The organism is Campylobacter magnus (assembly GCF_028649595.1).
Taxonomy (GTDB): domain Bacteria; phylum Campylobacterota; class Campylobacteria; order Campylobacterales; family Campylobacteraceae; genus Campylobacter; species Campylobacter magnus.
In genome coordinates this window covers 498,869-515,763 of the sequence record NZ_JAQSLK010000001.1, presented here as the reverse complement: position 1 = coordinate 515,763, position 16,895 = coordinate 498,869, and the positions used below count along the sequence as shown (strand labels likewise).

The 16,895-nt window shown below is 39.3% G+C and carries 14 protein-coding genes; 12 read left to right on the top strand and 2 right to left on the bottom strand.

Translation table 11 applies throughout. From position 1 onward, the window contains the following. Window positions 1-104: 104 nt before the first annotated feature. From PTQ34_RS02405 to PTQ34_RS02370, 8 genes are all read left to right on the top strand, one after another. Window positions 105-1,346, top strand: a complete 1,242-nt coding sequence (locus tag PTQ34_RS02405; RefSeq protein WP_318532611.1) for an ArsS family sensor histidine kinase — start codon at window positions 105-107, stop codon at window positions 1,344-1,346. Window positions 1,347-1,354: 8 nt separating this feature from the next. After that, window positions 1,355-2,122, top strand: coding sequence for a MetQ/NlpA family ABC transporter substrate-binding protein (locus PTQ34_RS02400; RefSeq protein WP_273931862.1), 768 nt, complete (start codon window positions 1,355-1,357; stop codon window positions 2,120-2,122). Window positions 2,123-2,142: 20 nt separating this feature from the next. Next, window positions 2,143-3,318, top strand: a complete 1,176-nt coding sequence (locus PTQ34_RS02395) for a pyridoxal phosphate-dependent aminotransferase (protein ID WP_273931861.1) — start codon at window positions 2,143-2,145, stop codon at window positions 3,316-3,318. A gap of 189 nt (window positions 3,319-3,507) precedes the next feature. After that, window positions 3,508-4,935, top strand: a complete 1,428-nt coding sequence (locus tag PTQ34_RS02390; RefSeq protein WP_273931236.1) for an acetyl-CoA carboxylase subunit A — start codon at window positions 3,508-3,510, stop codon at window positions 4,933-4,935. Further along, window positions 4,935-5,141, top strand: coding sequence for a hypothetical protein (locus PTQ34_RS02385; RefSeq protein ID WP_273931860.1), 207 nt, complete (start codon window positions 4,935-4,937; stop codon window positions 5,139-5,141). Before PTQ34_RS02390 ends, PTQ34_RS02385 begins: the two co-directional genes overlap by 1 nt. A gap of 160 nt (window positions 5,142-5,301) precedes the next feature. Further along, window positions 5,302-5,571 (top strand): co-chaperone GroES, encoded by a 270-nt coding sequence (gene groES / locus PTQ34_RS02380; RefSeq protein ID WP_273931238.1) that lies wholly within the window; start codon window positions 5,302-5,304, stop codon window positions 5,569-5,571. A gap of 10 nt (window positions 5,572-5,581) precedes the next feature. Then, window positions 5,582-7,213: a chaperonin GroEL gene (groL, locus tag PTQ34_RS02375; RefSeq protein WP_273931859.1), complete on the top strand. Its 1,632-nt coding sequence runs from the start codon at window positions 5,582-5,584 to the stop codon at window positions 7,211-7,213. Between the two features lie 286 nt (window positions 7,214-7,499). Next, complete coding sequence (locus PTQ34_RS02370; RefSeq protein WP_273931858.1) at window positions 7,500-7,769, top strand: hypothetical protein; 270 nt, start codon at window positions 7,500-7,502, stop codon at window positions 7,767-7,769. Between the two features lie 158 nt (window positions 7,770-7,927). Here the strand turns inward: PTQ34_RS02370 and glmS are convergent, their stop codons facing one another. Both glmS and PTQ34_RS02360 read right to left on the bottom strand, forming a co-directional pair. Next, entirely contained in the window at window positions 7,928-9,739 is a 1,812-nt protein-coding gene (glmS, locus tag PTQ34_RS02365; protein WP_273931857.1) for a glutamine--fructose-6-phosphate transaminase (isomerizing), read from the bottom strand. Then, window positions 9,727-12,189, bottom strand: a complete 2,463-nt coding sequence (locus PTQ34_RS02360) for a hypothetical protein (protein ID WP_273931856.1) — start codon at window positions 12,187-12,189, stop codon at window positions 9,727-9,729. Before PTQ34_RS02360 ends, glmS begins: the two co-directional genes overlap by 13 nt. Before the next feature lie 89 nt (window positions 12,190-12,278). Between PTQ34_RS02360 and mqnE the strand changes: the two genes are divergently transcribed. From mqnE to PTQ34_RS02340, 4 genes are all read left to right on the top strand, one after another. Next, window positions 12,279-13,355 (top strand): aminofutalosine synthase MqnE, encoded by a 1,077-nt coding sequence (mqnE, locus tag PTQ34_RS02355; protein ID WP_273931855.1) that lies wholly within the window; start codon window positions 12,279-12,281, stop codon window positions 13,353-13,355. Between the two features lie 395 nt (window positions 13,356-13,750). Beyond that, window positions 13,751-14,959, top strand: coding sequence for a potassium/proton antiporter (locus PTQ34_RS02350; RefSeq protein WP_273931854.1), 1,209 nt, complete (start codon window positions 13,751-13,753; stop codon window positions 14,957-14,959). Continuing rightward, window positions 14,956-15,405, top strand: a complete 450-nt coding sequence (locus tag PTQ34_RS02345) for a phosphoribosyltransferase (protein ID WP_273931853.1) — start codon at window positions 14,956-14,958, stop codon at window positions 15,403-15,405. Before PTQ34_RS02350 ends, PTQ34_RS02345 begins: the two co-directional genes overlap by 4 nt. A 196-nt stretch (window positions 15,406-15,601) precedes the next feature. Next, window positions 15,602-16,501 carry a tetratricopeptide repeat protein gene (locus tag PTQ34_RS02340; protein ID WP_273931852.1) on the top strand — a complete coding sequence of 300 codons (900 nt, stop codon included), beginning with the start codon at window positions 15,602-15,604 and terminating at the stop codon, window positions 16,499-16,501. Window positions 16,502-16,895 lie beyond the last annotated feature (394 nt).

Below are 16,895 nucleotides of genomic sequence, written 5' to 3'. Positions count from 1 at the left end.
TTGCTCCATCTCGAACCAAGAAGCTAAGCTCGTCATGGCTGATGATACTATCTCTTACTGGGACTGGAAAAGTAGGTCGCTGCGAGCTTTGTTAAAAATACTCTTTGATATCTAAATTTATGAAATTCTCATCTATATTTTATTCTATTACTTTTATTTTTATGCTTGGCTCATCTGGGATTTTTTTGGCTTATTTGTGGCTAAAAGAATACGATAAACAAAACTACACCAGAGAGTTAAACACCAAATACTCAGTCGTATCTCGTCTAACCTTACTAAAATACAGTGGTATTATCAGCGACAATGAATACGAGGCTCAAATCAAGGGCTTTGAGATGCCTCAAATACTTGATGATACTCTAATAAAAAAGATCATAGATAACGCTCAAATCATCGAAGAACAAGAACAAGAAATCGGCAAAAGTGCAATTTTAACCTTTAATAACAATAATTATCTGCGACTTATTTCTAATAATGATGATATAATCGTGCTTTATGATGATAAGTTTCAAGCATACCGCTATGATGTGATTACACTGATATTTTCGCTAGTTTTCTTGGTGCTTTTGGCTGTTTATATTTTTATAATCCGCAAGCTAAAGCCACTTCGCCGCCTAAAAAGGCAGATTAAAAAATTTGCTGGTGGTGATTTGGAGATTGATAATGTCGCTACTGGCACTGATGAGATTTCTCAGGTTGCAGATGCCTTTTATGATGCTGTGCGTCAAATCAAGCTTTTAAATCACAATCGTGCGCTGTTTTTGCGAAATATAATGCACGAGCTAAAAACGCCAATTACCAAAGGTCGTATCACAGCTGAAATGCTGCCACAAAACAAATACCAAGAACGCTTAATTAGCGTTTTTGTGCGCTTAGAGAGCCTAATAAACGAGTTTGCGCTCATAGAGCGGGCTAGTTCAAAACTACAAAATGTAGAAAAATCTAGAATTCCTTTAAAAACAACAATCACCAAAGCCCTAGATATCGCAATGGCAGAAAGTGGGGCTGTAGAAATCAAAGAAAATGATGATATATTCATCAAAGCTGATGAAAAACTAATCAGCGTGGCTTTTAAAAACATCATTGACAATGGTATAAAATATGCTAGCGACCACAAGGTTTTAGTAGAGATTAACAGCAATGATATTTGCTTTATAACTAGTGGTGAGCCCCTTAAAAACGAGCTTAGCTACTACACTCAGCCTTTTACAAAAGATGGAAATGCCAAAAACAGCTTTGGTCTTGGGTTATATATTGTAGAAAATATACTAAAAGCTCATAATTTTATGCTAGAATACGAGCATGAAAATGGCAAAAATATTTTCAAAGTAAAATTCAAACCTTAGGAGAACACATGAAAAAAATTCTACTCTCAAGTCTAGTTTTAGCTAGCGTGCTAATGGGCGAGAAAATCGTTATCGGTGCTACACCTGTGCCACATGCTGAGATTTTAGAGGTGGCAAAAGCTTCATTAGAGGCGCAAGGATATGAGCTTGAAATCAAGGTCTTTAACGACTATGTCCTACCAAATAAAGCCTTAGCAGATAAGGATTTGGATGCGAACTTTATGCAACACGAGCCGTATTTGCGTGAGTTTAATGCGATGAATGGCACTCGCTTAGAGCCTGTTTTTGGAGTTCATTTAGAGCCAATGGGGGCGTATAGTAAGAGCATAAAAAGCCTTGCTGAACTAAAAGATGGTGATAAAATTGCTATTCCAAATGACCCTACAAACGAAAGCCGTGCGCTTGATTTGCTAGCAAAAAATGGTCTAATCGAGCTTGATACAAAGGTTAAACTCCGCACGCCTATGGATATCACTAAAAATCCAAAAAATCTAAAATTTGTAGAGCTTGAGGGAGCGACCCTGCCACGCGCTTTGGATGAAGTGAGCCTAGCTGTTATCAACTCAAACTTTGCTTTAAATGCTAATTTAAATCCAAAAAGTGATTCTATAATCAGCGAAGATGGTATAAATAACCCTTACTCAAATATCGTAGTAGTGCGTGCTGATGAAGTCTATGGTAAAAAAGCAAACGCTCTTAAAAACGCAATTTTAAGTGATGAAGTGAAAAAATTTATCAATGAAAAATACAAAGGCGCAGTTATTCCGTCTTTTTAATCAAGATTAAAGGATAAAAAATGAAATTAGCAAAGCGTATGAGCACACTAAATGAAAGCCTTACAATAGCAATTTCAACTCGTGCTAAAGAGCTAAAAGCTAGCGGTAAAGATGTGCTAATTTTCAGTGCTGGTGAGCCTGATTTTGACACGCCTGATGTAGTAAAAAACGCTGTAATTACCGCTATGCAAAAAGGCTGTGGCAAGTATACCCCAGTTCCTGGTACAAAAGAAGTGCTAGAAGCAATTTGTACCAAGCTAAAAAGAGATAATAATCTAAGCTACACTCCAGCGCAGGTAGTTACAAATGTAGGCGCAAAGCAGTCTATTTTTAACTGCCTTCAAGCCCTAGTTGATGAGGGTGATGAAGTCATAATACCTGCGCCATACTGGGTAAGCTACCCTGAGATAGTAGGATACTGCGGTGGAAAAAGCGTGATTATAAACACAGATGAGAGTACTGGCTTTAAAATGACAGCAGAGCAGCTAAAAGTAGCTATCACGCCACGCACAAAGGTTTTGATGATAAATACTGTGGGCAATCCTTGCGGTGGAATTTACTTAAAAGCTGAGCTAGAAGCTATTGGTAAAGTGCTTGAAGGCACTGAGATTATCGTGCTTAGCGATGAGATTTATGAAAAGCTTAGCTATGATACAGAGCCTACTGCTTGTGCTAGTGTGAGCGAGGATATGTTTAAGCGCACTGTTACTATAAACGGACTTAGTAAATGTGCTGCTATGCCAGGCTGGCGTTTTGGCTACATGGCAAGTCCTATCTCTGAGCTAAACGCAGCGGTGAAAAAACTACAAAGCCAAAGCACAGCAAACATCGCTAGCATAGTCCAAGCAGGTGCAATTCCTGCACTTTTAGGACAGGGCGATGAGTATATTGCGATGATGAAGAAAAACTTCATAGAACGCCGTGACTATGCTGTAAAGGCGATAAATGCTATTGATGGTCTTAGCGTGCTAAGTCCTGCTGGGGCTTTTTATCTTTTCATAAATTGTAAAAAAGTAGATAGTGATTCGATGCGCTTTTGTACTAGACTTTTGGATGAAAAGCTTGTTGCTTGCGTGCCAGGCGTGGGCTTTGGTATGGATGGCTATTTTAGATTTAGTTTTGCTTGTGATTTAGAAAGCATCAAAAAAGGCTGCGAGCGTATAGCTCAGTTTGTAAAAAGCTATAAAAAAGACTAAATAAAGCATTTTTATCTCTTAGGAATTCTAGATTTTTTTAGGAATTCTAGAATTCCTTAATTTTATTCTAGGAATTCTAGATTTTTCTTATCGTAACACTAGGGCTAAAAAATACCCAAAACTTACTAAAAATTTCTAAATTTTTGCTATTATTGTCAGCGTTAAAATTTTACAAAAAAGGTCAAAAAAATGCAACAAGGAGCAATTCACAAAATTCTAATCGCAAATCGTGGCGAAATCGCTATTCGCATAGTCCGTGCGTGTAAAGACTTGCATATCGCAAATGTAGCAATCTACACAAAACCTGATGCTGAGTGTCTGCATGTAAAAGTAGCTGATGAGGCTTATTGCGTGGGCGATGAGCCACTTAAAGGCTATCTAGATCCAGCTAAAATCATAGAAACTGCTAAGCAATGCGGCGCAGATGCGATTCATCCAGGCTATGGCTTTTTAAGCGAAAACTACGACTTTGCTAAGGCTGTTGAGGATGCTGGATTAATTTTAATAGGTCCAAAAAGCGATATAATCCTTAAAATGGGCAACAAAAATATCGCTCGCTCGCTAATGAAAGAAAACGGAATCCCGGTTGTTCCAGGCACTGAACCACTAAATAAAGAAAGTATGGATACCATAAAAACTCTAGCTCGCCGCATAGGCTATCCAGTCATACTAAAAAGCTCAGGCGGCGGCGGTGGCCGTGGAATTCGCGAGGTGTGGAGCGAAGATGAGCTAGAGGATAATTTTGAAAGTTGCAAGCGTGAGGCAAAGGCGTTTTTTAATAACGATGAAGTTTTTATGGAAAAGCTTATTGAAAAGCCACGCCACATTGAGTTTCAAATTTTAGGCGATAATTATGGAAATATCATCCACCTTTGCGAGCGTGATTGCTCTATCCAGCGCAGACATCAAAAGGTTATTGAAATCGCACCTTGCCCTACCATAAGCGAGGATTTGCGCAAACGCATGGGCGTAGCAGCAGTAGCAGCCGCAAAAGCTGTAGGCTACACAAATGCTGGCACAATAGAGTTTTTGCTAGATGATTATAATAACTTCTATTTTATGGAGATGAACACTCGTATCCAAGTAGAGCACGGCATCACAGAAGAAGTAACCGGCGTAGATCTCATCGGCCGCCAAATCCGCATAGCCTCTGGCGAAATTCTAGATATCGAACAAAGCGAGGTAAAGGCTCGTGGCGTAGCAATAGAAGCAAGAATCACAGCAGAAAACGCGTGGAAAGACTTCGCCCCAAGCCCAGGCACTATTACAGGCTACTTCCCAGCTTTGGGTCCAGGCGTTAGAGTAGATACTCATATCTACCAAGACTATGAAATACCGCCATTTTATGACTCAATGCTAGCAAAGCTAATGGTAAAAGGCAGCAGCTACGATCTAGCTGTTAGTAAGCTAGAGCGTGCTTTAGATGAGTTTAAAATCGAAGGCGTTACTACCACACTACCGTTTTTGCACGCTATTTCAAAGCGCCGCCACTTCCGCAAGGGCTTTTTTGATACTAGCTATCTTGAAGAGCGCTTAGAAGATATCTTGGAAAATACAGCTGATGAAGCAAGCGAAGTAGTAGCTGCAATCGCAGCAGCAAAGCTTAGAGGTGAGTAATGAGTGATTTTCTAGGTGATTTGGCTGCGATTAAAGCTGATATGGTAAAAAACTCTGCGCCAAAAGACGCAGAAAAACCAAAGATAAACCCAAACAAAGATGAGATAAAAGAGCATTTTTTAAATGAAAGTAAAGAAGAAAAATTTACTCGCCTACAAGATGAATTTGCTGATTTTATCGAGTACAATGGAGTCAAAAAAATCTAGAATTCCCTAGAATCTAGAATTCCTAGATGAATATGTAGGAATTCTAGATTAAAAGCTCTAAAATTCCTTGACATCTTAAAAATTTTGTGCTATATTTTTAGCACTCAAACTTACTGAGTGCTAAAAATTCAAAAATCAATCAATACAGAAAGGAAACAAAATGCAGTTTCAACCACTAGGCAAACGCGTTCTAGTAGAACGCCAAGAAGAAGCAACAACCACAGCAACTGGTATCATCATCCCAGACAATGCTAGCAAAGAAAAGCCACAACAAGGCAAAGTAGTAGCTGTGAGTGAAAAAATCGCAGACAAAGGCATAGAAGTAGGCGACCAAGTAGTATTTGGCAAATATACAGGCACAGAAGTAGCCGTAGATGATAAAAAATATCTAGTGCTAAACCTAGAAGATATCCTAGGAATTCTAAAATAAGGAGCAAAAAATGGCAAAAGAAATATTTTTCTCAGATGATGCAAGAAATCAACTTTACGCAGGTGTTAAAAAACTAAATGACGCAGTAAAAGTAACAATGGGACCACGCGGCCGCAATGTGCTAATCCAAAAAAGCTTTGGAGCGCCAACAATCACAAAAGACGGCGTAAGCGTAGCAAAAGAAATAGAGCTTAAAGACAGCTTAGAAAACATGGGTGCAGGCCTTGTTCGCGAAGTGGCAAGCAAAACAAACGACCAAGCAGGCGATGGCACTACAACAGCTACTGTGCTAGCTCACGCAATCTTTAAAGAAGGCCTTCGTAACATCACAGCAGGCGCAAATCCTATTGAAGTAAAACGCGGAATGGATAAATACTCAGCCGCTATAATTGAAGAGCTTAAAAAATCATCAAAAGCAGTTTCAGGCAAAACTGAAATCGCACAAGTTGCTACAATCAGCGCAAATAGCGAGAGCGCAATCGGCGATCTAATCGCAGAAGCAATGGAAAAAGTAGGCAAAGATGGCGTAATAACCGTTGAAGAAGCAAAAAGCATAACTGATGAGCTAGTGGTAGTCGAGGGTATGCAGTTTGACCGTGGTTATCTAAGCCCGTATTTTATCACAAATGCTGAGAAAATGAGCGTTGAGCTATCATCTCCATTTATCTTGCTATTTGATAAAAAAATCGCAAATTTAAAAGATTTGCTACCTATTTTGGAGCAAGTTCAAAAATCAGGCAAACCACTTCTAATAATAGCAGAAGACATCGAGGGCGAGGCTTTGGCAACGCTAGTTGTAAATAAACTTCGCGGTGTGCTAAATATCTCAGCTGTAAAAGCACCTGGCTTTGGCGATAGGCGCAAAGCTATGCTTGAAGATATCGCTATTTTAACAGGTGGCGCAGTAGTAAGCGAAGAGCTAGGCAGAACATTAGAGAGTGCCACAGCAGCCGACCTTGGACAAGCTGAGCGTGTGATAATCGACAAAGACAACACTACAATCGTAAATGGCGCAGGCTCAAAAGAAGCAATTGATGCTCGCATCGCTCAAATCAAAGCGCAAATCGCAGAGACAACAAGCGAATATGACAAAGAAAAACTACAAGAGCGCCTAGCAAAACTAAGCGGCGGCGTAGCTGTGATAAAAGTAGGCGCAGCAACTGAAACTGAGATGAAAGAGCGCAAAGACAGAGTAGATGATGCGCTAAATGCTACAAAAGCAGCAGTAGAAGAGGGTATCGTAATCGGCGGTGGCGCAGCTATAATCAAAGCTAGCAAAAAAGTAAATCTTGGTCTAAGTGGAGATGAAGCAATCGGTGCTGATATTGTAAGACGCGCGCTTTTTGCTCCACTTCGCCAAATCGCAGAAAACGCAGGCTTTGATGCTGGCGTAGTGGCAAATGAGGTAGAAAAAGCAAGTGAAAACGAGGGCTTTGATGCAGCAAACGGTAAACTTGTTGATATGTTCTCAGCTGGCATAATTGATCCAGTAAAAGTAGAGCGTATCGCACTACAAAACGCTGTGAGCGTAGCAAGTCTGCTAATCACAACAGAAGCAACAGTTAGTGAAATAAAAGAAGAAAAACCAGCTATGCCAGCAATGCCTGATATGGGCGGCATGGGTGGCATGGGCATGATGTAAGCCCTGTGCGAGCTACTAAAATTTAGAATTCTATCTTAGGAATTCTAGATTTTAGCCATTTTAGCCTAGGAATTCTAGAATTCCTAGGCTTTTTTATTTAATTATTCAAAATATTTTTTAAAAAACTCTTGACTTTTTTCTAAAATAGCACCGAATTTTTAGTTAAAAAGCAGAAAACAATGAATTGTTTTTATCACGAAAATATAGGTGCTGTGGCGACTTGCGTTGATTGTGGAGTGGGGCTTGACTGCGTTCAAAAAATGAAGCACCGCTTAATTTCTTTGCTATGATAGGTGTTTGGTGTCTTGCAAATATAGGTCGTGTTTTATTCGCTATTTTTAGACCAGTTGATAGTGTTAATGAAGCCTTAACAAGGCATAAAGATGGCGAGGGTTGGTTTATAGGTAGGTTACTAGGCGGGCTTATTGTTACTATTTTTTGGGGTATTTTCTTGCCTATTCAAATCCTTTGGGTAGTTTATAAACTAAGCCAAGCCAAAAAACAAGCTAGCGTACTTCATCAAAATCAGGATATGGCAAATAGCATTAATATGTAATTTTCTAAAATCACCAACTTTTAGGGAATTCTAGAATTCTTGAGCTAAAAACTAGAATTCCTAAGGTTAAATTCTAGAATTCCTAAGCTAAAATCTAGAATTCCTAAGCTAAAATTCTAGAATTCCTAGAATAAAATCTAGAATTCCCTAGAAAGTTTTTACTCCACAGTTACGCTTTTTGCTAGATTTCGTGGCATATCTACATCATTGCCTAGGCGAACCGAAATTTCAAGCGCTAAAAGTTGCAAAACCACCATCATCTCAAAAAACTCGCTCATCATGTGAGAGTGCTTGCTAGTGGCTATATAATCATCTGCTAGCTCAAAAGGCTCTGGGCTAATTGCTGTGATAAAAGCATCTCTTGCGGCTAATTCTTGTGCGTTTGAAATCGCCTTGTCATAAAGGCAAGTGCTAGGCAGCAGGGCAATCGTATAAAGTCCGCTATCAGCCAAAGCAATAGGCCCATGCTTCATCTCGCCACTTGGATAGCCCTCAGCGTGAAGATAGCTAATCTCTTTAAGCTTCAAAGCACCCTCTAAGGCTAGCGGATAAAAAATATCACGCCCGATAAAGAAAAAGCCGTGTCCGTGTAAATAATGCTTACAAATGCGGTAAATACGCTCTTGTAAGGCTGGGGCGAAGTTTAGCACCGCTGGAATTCCCCTTAGTGCCTCAGTCTCGCTGCTAAACTCGCTAGCACTTAGAGTATTTCGCATTTTAGCTAGTCTTAGTGCTAGTAGCCACAGCACCAAAACCTGAGTAGCAAAGGCTTTCGTGCTAGCTACGCCTTTTTCTATGCCAGCACGAGTTAAAAGAACTGCGTCAGCTAAGCGAACTATGCTAGAGTTATCTACATTACAAATCGCTAGGCTTTTTAGTCCTGCGTTTTTAGCGATTTTTAGGGCTTCGAGCGTATCAGCAGTCTCGCCACTTTGGCTAATTACTACAAAAAGCGCATTTTTGTTTAAAAACGGGTTTTTGTAGCGAAACTCACTTGCTATTTCTACCTTTGTGCGTATTTTTGCTAATCTTTCTAGCAAGTAGCTAGCACTAAGGGCTGCGTGGTAGCTAGTCCCACACGCACAAAGCACCACCTCATCTCTGTCTTTTAAAATGCTCTCATCAATATCTAAGCATACTTCATCACCGCTAATTCTGCCCATAAGGCACTCGCTAGCCACAGCACTTTGTTCGTAGATTTCTTTTTCCATAAAAAATCTATATCCACCTTTTTGTGCGTAGCCCTTATCCTTGCTAAGTGCGGTAGGTGCTTTATTAAAAGGCTTTTTATCACTATCAAAAATCTTAAAATCTCCGCTAGTATCAGCAAAGCCATAGCAGCCATCATCAAGGTAAATCGCACTATCACAAAGCCCGATTAGTGGCGCATCGCTACTAGCAAAGTAAAACTCATCTCCACTTTGTCCTATCATCATAGGCGCAGCATTTTTAGCAAAAAACACTACATTTGGTGCAGCTTTGGTAATTAGCAAGGTAGCATATGCCCCTTGCAATCTAGAAATAGTCTTTTCATAAGCTTCAAAAGGCGAGCTAGCACTTTTATTATAAAACTCAAAAAGATGAACGATAACCTCAGTATCTGTCTGGCTAATAAACCTTACACCTGCCTTTTCTAACTCGGTTTTTAGCTCTTTGTAATTCTCAATTATTCCATTGTGTATGACAAAACTATACTCGCCAAGGTGCGGGTGAGCGTTTATCTCAGTTGGCTTACCGTGCGTTGCCCAGCGTGTGTGTCCTATCGCCACACCAGCGCCTGTGCTTGTAAAATCGCTCATTTTAGAACTTAGATTTTCTAGCTTGCCTACAGCCTTAAAGTGCCTTAGTTCTACGCCATCAAATACAGCCATACCAGCACTATCATAGCCTCTGTATTCTAGTTCTTTTAATCCATTTAAAATAACTTCTTTTTTCTCGTTTTTACCGATATAGCCTACTATTCCACACATTTTTCATCCTTTGTGATGTATTCTTTAAACAAAGCGAAGTTTCGCTCAAAACTGCTGTCTTTTTCTATCAAATATAAATTTCTCGTGCGATTTTTGATAGTTTGAATTCTAGCATTTGCAAGTCGCAAAGAAAATCTCTCAAAACAAGCCAAAATATAAGCCATAAATCCACGGCTGTCTTTTGCGTTTATGTTTATTTTAGCATATTCATCACCTAGTTCGCAAGATACTTCATTTGGCAAAATCACAGGGCGAGATACGCTAGCTTCTCCTTTATCACAAAGTGCTGTGATAATGCTAGACTCTAAGCTAGCAAACTTCGCACTATCTACACTTTTAGCATATTTTAACTTGACAAAAAATTTATTTTCAAACAGCTCAAAAATCTCCATATACTCCAAATCAAGCTTGCTAAGCTTGCTAAGCACCATGCTTACATTCCAGCCACGGCGCACTATCATCTCCACACTTAGCCCCTCATCGCTAGAGATTTTAACAGAGATATTAGCACACTCCATAGCCCAAAGTGCTATATTTATTATCCCACTTGCTTTGTATTTTATAAAAAACAGATTTGAGATAATACTAAGAATTCTAGATTTTTGCTCGGCTGAGAGCTCTAAAAATGCGCTATTTTTCTTGATTAAATTTTCTTTTTTTGCTCTTGCTCTGCCCTCGCCTAGGCTCTCATCGCTAGTGCTTTTAAACCCAGCCAAAGCCCCCTCATAAAGCTCACGCAATGTACTAGCCATAGTAGAGCTATAAAAGCCATCATTTGTAGCATTTACAATACTATAAGTTAAAATATATAGCATTTTTAAAGCCTCTACTGAGCCTATGTGCGAGATAAGATTTAGCGTGTTTTGTGCGTTTATCTCGCCTTTTATAGCTTTATTCATCAGCGAGTGGTTTTTTATAAGCGTAACACCAAGTGCGGTTGATGTTTGGCTAAGTTCTAGCTTGCTAGCATAAGAGCGAAAAATATTTGCCCCTTGCAGGCCATGCGTGGCACTCGCTTTGCCCTGAGATTTTGCTACTTCATGCATTAAAGCCACGATTTTTAGCAAGGCTTTATTTTCAGCACTTAGCTCATCATAGAGCCTGCCTACATTGCTATCTTGTATGTTTTCAAGATGATATATACACATTAAGCTATACTCATCTACGCTAAATTTGTAGTTATCAAACTGCGCTAGATGCCTTGTGTGCTCCATAGGCTTAATAAGCCCAAAGAGCTGTTCGCCATCTAAAAGAGCTTTTAAAATCCAAAAAGAATGCTTGCGATAAAAAATCTTTTTAAAGGCTAAAAGCTCGCTACTATCATATTTTGCCACGCTTATATGCTTAAAGTATAAAATACTTTCAATATGAAACTTAAAAGGCTCATCACTTAGCGCATTTACACTTTTTAGCACAGATATTAACGTTTTTGGCTTAGCGTGAAGTGGGGTAAAAATCGTATTGTCAATGAGATAAAAATCTCCACTAGCCTTTGCGCCTCTAAGCTTAGCAAAGCTTAATTTACTCTTAAAAAAAGAAGCAAAATTAGCCTTAAGCAAGTAGCGTGAGTACACAGCTATTCGCTGCATAGAAGTTAGTGCCTTGGCAACTAGTAGCACACGCACATCCAGCTCTCGCTTTTCTTTTATGCGCAAAATTTTAGATGCTGGTTCTAAAAAAGCACTCTCAATGCTGTCATTGCCACCGCTTATTCTAAGAGCTGACATACATGAGCTTAAAAACTCGCTTGCTAGCACAAACTCGCTGTATTCTTTCTCGCTTATAAATTTTAAGGCGTTTTCCTTGGCTGAGCCTTCTAGGTTTAAGAGCATTAAAGCCCTTTCATAGTCAAAAAACCCACCATAACCACTTTTTAAATCCGGCTTTTGGCTAAGTAGCAATACATCATCATATGGTTTTAGCTCGTTTAGATGATATCTTATAAACTCATCTTTGCCCTGTTCTTTTACCCTTGCCAGCTCAGCTTTGGCTTCTTTATACAGTCTCTTTGAGGCGCAAATGTAGCGCATAGTACAAAATTTGCTTTTTAGTTCTATATCGTGGCGCAAAGTATTAAATAGCCGTGAAATTTCTAAAATATGAACTTTAAAGTTTGAACTAATCGTGCTAAGGCTTTCTTCAAGTGCTATTGCAAAATCCCTTGCATTATAGCCACGAATATCTTTGTAGCAAAGCACGAGCGAGATATTACACCCAAAGCCAATTTCGCTAAGAGCGTAATTTGAGAGAGCCAAAGCACATAGTGGTACTTCATCATCGCTTGGTTCATAAGTGTCAAAAAAGTCTTTTTTGCACGCTTTGAATGCGTCTTTTACCACTCTATCAATCTCTTTAGAAAAGTAAGCACCAAAATTATGCCCATTTAAGCGCAAAAGTGCCTTTTTTAGCGCATCACTAGGCGCTGATAAAACTAATGATTGTTTTTGCATAGCTAGAATTATAGCAAAAATATTAAAAAATTTTGCGCTTTTTAAGGCGTATTTGGCTATAATTTTGGCTTTTTAAAGGAATTTAAAAAATGAAAAATCTAGTAGAAAAAATCAAAAATAAAAAGCGTTTAAATTATGATGAGAGCTTAGGGCTTTACGAGCTTGATCTTTACACACTTGGATCTTTTGCAAATGAACGCAGAGTAGAACTTCATGGCAATAAAGTCTTTTATAATCTTAATCGCCACATAAATCCTAGCAATCTTTGCGCTGATACTTGTAAGTTTTGTGCTTTTTCAGCACATAGAAAAAATGAAAATTCCTACACTCTAAGTTTCGATGAGATAATGCAAATTGCGCAAAATGCGCAAGAGGGCGGCGCAGATGAAGTTCATATCGTAAGCGCGCATAATCCTTTTATAAAGCCTGATGAGACCTTTGGTATTTTTAGAGCAATTAAGCAGAAATTCCCTAGTCTTCATATAAAGGCGATGACAGCAGCTGAGATTGACTTTATGAGCCGTAAGTTTAATCTAAGCTATGAGCAAGTAATAGAGCGTATGATAGAGTCTGGTGTAGATAGCATGCCTGGCGGTGGGGCTGAGATTTTTGATGAGAGCGTTAGAGAGCAGCTTTGCGCTGGTAAAGTAAGCAGCGAAAACTGGCTAAAAATCCATAGCCTTTGGCACCAAAAAGGCCGCCAGAGTAACGCTACTATGCTTTTTGGGCATATTGAAAGTAGGGCAAATCGCATTGATCACATGTTGCGCTTGCGTGAGCTTCAAGATGAGAGCCTAGGACGAAATAACGGCGGAAAGTTTAACGCCTTTATCCCACTTGTGTATCAAACGCAAAATAATTATTTAGAGGGCATTACTCCGCTTAGCAGTGAAGAATACCTTAAAACCATTGCTATTGCGCGTCTTGTGCTTGATAATATCGCTCATATCAAAGCATACTGGGCTACAAGCACGCTAGGTCTTGCTATGGTGGCTCAAGACTTTGGCAGCGATGATATAGATGGCACCATAGGGCATGAGCGTATCCAAAGTGCTGCTGGGGCAAAGAGCAAGGCAGGAAAGGCGCAAAGTGAGTTTATAGAGTTAATAGAGACTAGTGGAAAAAGGGCGGTTAGGCGTGATAGCCTATATAATGAGCTTGATTAGTTTTTGATTAGTTAGTTTTTATCGGCTGGCTCAGCTTTTTTGCTCTTTTTTGTGTTCACAGCTTGCACAGCCCAGCGTCTTACAAGCGAGCTTTTGCGCTATTTCCTGCGGCTGTCGCCTTGAAAAATAAGCGCAAAACTCGCTTGAACGCTCCGCTACGACGCCCCACGGCTAGTGCTGCGCTGCGAGCGCAAAAAATAGCTAAAAAATCTTGGAGCCTATTTTTTACTGCCGCTGCCGCGAATTCTAGAATTCCCTAGGGAATTTTAGATAAAATCTAGAATTCCTAGAGATTGCTCCCTTTTTTTCAAAGCCTCGCAATGACGGAATTCACGGAATTCTAGAATTAAAAACTATAGGAATTTTAGAATTCCTTAAATAAAACAAGGGAAAAAATGCTTGATATATTAGAAAACCTAAATTATTATCTTATCATCGTAGGTGTGGTGCTGTTTTTTAGCGCTTATGCTAGTAAGCTTTCTGAGCGTTTTGGTGTGCCTTTGCTGCTTATATTTCTTGCTATTGGTATGATTTTGGGCGAAGAAGGGCTTGGTGGTATAAAGTTTAGCAACGCAGTAATTGCGCAGGCTGTGGGCACGGTCGCACTTATTTTTATCCTTTATAGCGGTGCTTTGGAGACGAAGTGGGAGGATGTAAAGAGCGTAGCGCTTAGTGGTGTGCTGCTAGCTACTTTGGGCGTGGTTATTACAGCTTTTGTTATGGCTGGTTTTATTTGGATTATTTATAAGGATGCTAGCTTTTTAGATAGCTTGCTCCTTGCTTCTATTGTAAGCTCTACTGATGCAGCAGCTGTCTTTGCGATACTAAGGGGTCAGCAAATTAGACTAAAAAACAATCTCTCGCCACTTTTAGAGCTAGAAAGCGGCGCAAACGACCCTATGGCGATATTTCTTACTATTGCGGTGATTGAGCTTATCACGCTTGGGGCAAATGCTGATTTTAATGGCAGTATTTTTGCCTTTAAGTTTTTGGCGCAGTTTGGTGTAGGAATTGCTTTTGGTGTGCTTTTTGGGCTGACATTTCCGCTGCTGTGTAACCACCTAAATCTCACTCAATCAGGGCTATATCCGCTTATTAGCGTGGCGTGGATGTTTGTGATATTTGGTGCGAGTTCTGCTTGCTATGGCAATGGCTATCTTAGCATTTATATAGCAGGCGTGATTAGTAGTCGCGCTAATTTTTATAACAAAGAAAATATCCACGCCTTTCACAACGCAATAGCGTGGATGATGCAAATCATCGTCTTTCTTACTCTTGGACTGCTTGTATATCCATCAAAGCTGGCTGCTTGGGCGTGGGCGGCTATCACTGTTTCGCTGGTGCTTATTTTCATAGCTAGGCCTGTGGCGGTGTTTATCACCCTTGCTTTTAGCCGCTTTAATCTGCGTGAGAAATTCTACATCTCGTGGGTGGGACTGCGTGGGGCGGTACCTATCATACTAGCTACCTATCCGTATATTTATCAAATCGCTATTGCTGATGTTATATTTAATGTAGTGTTTTTCATGGTGCTTATCTCGGTGCTACTTCAGGGTATGAGTTTGCCTTTTGTGGCAAAGTGGCTTGGTGTGGCAGAAAAATGAAGCTTTTTTATACTTATGATGAGTTTGAGAGTGATGCTAGGGCGCTAGCAAAGTCCCTTAAAAATGAGGGCTTTGATGCTATTATCGGTGTAGCTAGGGGTGGGTTTTTTCTAGCTGCTAGGCTGGCGTATTTGCTGGGTATAAGAGAGCTTCGTAGCGTGAGCGTCACTCAGTATAAAGGCAGCGAGCAAGGCAGCGTGAATATCTGCTCTTTGCCCCAGATAACTGAGGCAAAAAAGGTGCTAGTCTGCGATGACATCTGCGATAGCGGTGCGTGCTTGTCTGCTTTAATGAGTGAGCTAAGGCAGAGTTCTAGCTCAGAGTTTGGCTCTGCTACTTTGTTCTACAAAAGCACAGCGATTTTTAAGCCTGATTTTTACGCTAAGCAAGCTCTGGGCTGGATAGTATTTCCATGGGAAGTGGACGCGCTAGGCGAGGAATTCTAGAATTCTGGAATTTTTCTAGGGAATTCTAGAATTTTTTCTAGGGAATTCTAGAATTTCTTAGATTATTTAGCTTAGGAATTCTAGAATTCCTAGAAACTTAAATTTTACTTAATTTTAATAATTAACTTACTTTTATAAGCCTTTTTTTCTTTTTTTATAATATAATTATTTTTTAATTTAAAAAAAAGGAAGTTAGATGAAAAAAGTTGTAGTACTTTTGGTGTGTGCTGTGGTCTTGCTTGTGGGTGATACAGTGCTTGATAAAAGTGGCATTGAGTCAAGCTTTGATCCTAAAAAGGATTACGAGCAAGGAATAGCTTTTTATGATAATAAAGACTATGATAAAGCCTTTGAGTCATTCAAAAAAGCTTGTGATGATGGAAATATGCGTGCTTGTCACAATCTAGGCGTTATGTATGAAAAAGGCAATGGAGTAGAAAAAAACGAACAAAAAGCAGTAGAGCTATACAAAAAAGTTTGTGATGGTGGAGAAATGTTTGGTTGTCACAATTTAGGCGTTATGTATACTAATGGCAATGGAGTAGAAAAAGACTTTGGCAAAGCAGCAGAACTATTTAAAAAAGCTTGTGATGGTGGAGAAATGGATGGTTGTGGCAATTTAGGTTTTATGTATACTAATGGCAATGGAGTAGAAAAAAACAAACAAAAAGCAGTAGAGCTATACAAAAAAGCTTGTGATGGTGGAGAAATGCTTGGTTGTTTTAATCTAGGCACTATGTATGCTAAAGGAAGTGGAACAGAAAAAGACTTTGGCAAAGCAGCAGAACTATTTAAAAAAGCTTGTGATGGTGGAAATATGCGTGGTTGTAGCAATTTAGGCACTATGTATGATGATGGCATTGGAGTAGAAAAAAACGAACAAAAAGCAGTAGAGCTATACAAAAAAGCTTGTGATGGTGGAGAAGTGCTTGGTTGTTTTAATCTAGGCATTATGTATGCTAATGGCAATGGAGTAGAAAAAAACGAACAAAAAGCAGCAGAGTTATACAAAAAAGCTTGTGATGGCGGAGACTTGGATGGTTGTCGTAATCTAGTCGTTATGCATACTAATGGCAATGGAGTAGAAAAAGACTAGATAAAACAGCTGATTTATATAAATAAAGTCTGCGATAATGATATTGAAGAGTGTGCTGATATTTTATTTTTTGCGCTTAATACAAATTAGGGAATTCTAGAATTCCTTAAACTCGCGCAGTGTTTTTGGCTTGCGGCAGCTGTAAAAAACTAGGGAATTCTAGAATTCCTTAAAGAGATTGCTTCGCTTTGCTCGCAATGACGGAGCTAGGGAATTCTAGAATTCCTAGAAACATAATCTAGAATTCCTAGAAACATAATCTAGAATTCCTTAAAAATATTTAAAAAAATACCCCCTAACCCCCAAAAAAATAAAAGTAAAAAAATCTAGAATCCTAGATCTTTTTGCCTATTTTAAGCACAAGTTTTTTAAAATAAGCTCCAAAAATCTAAAA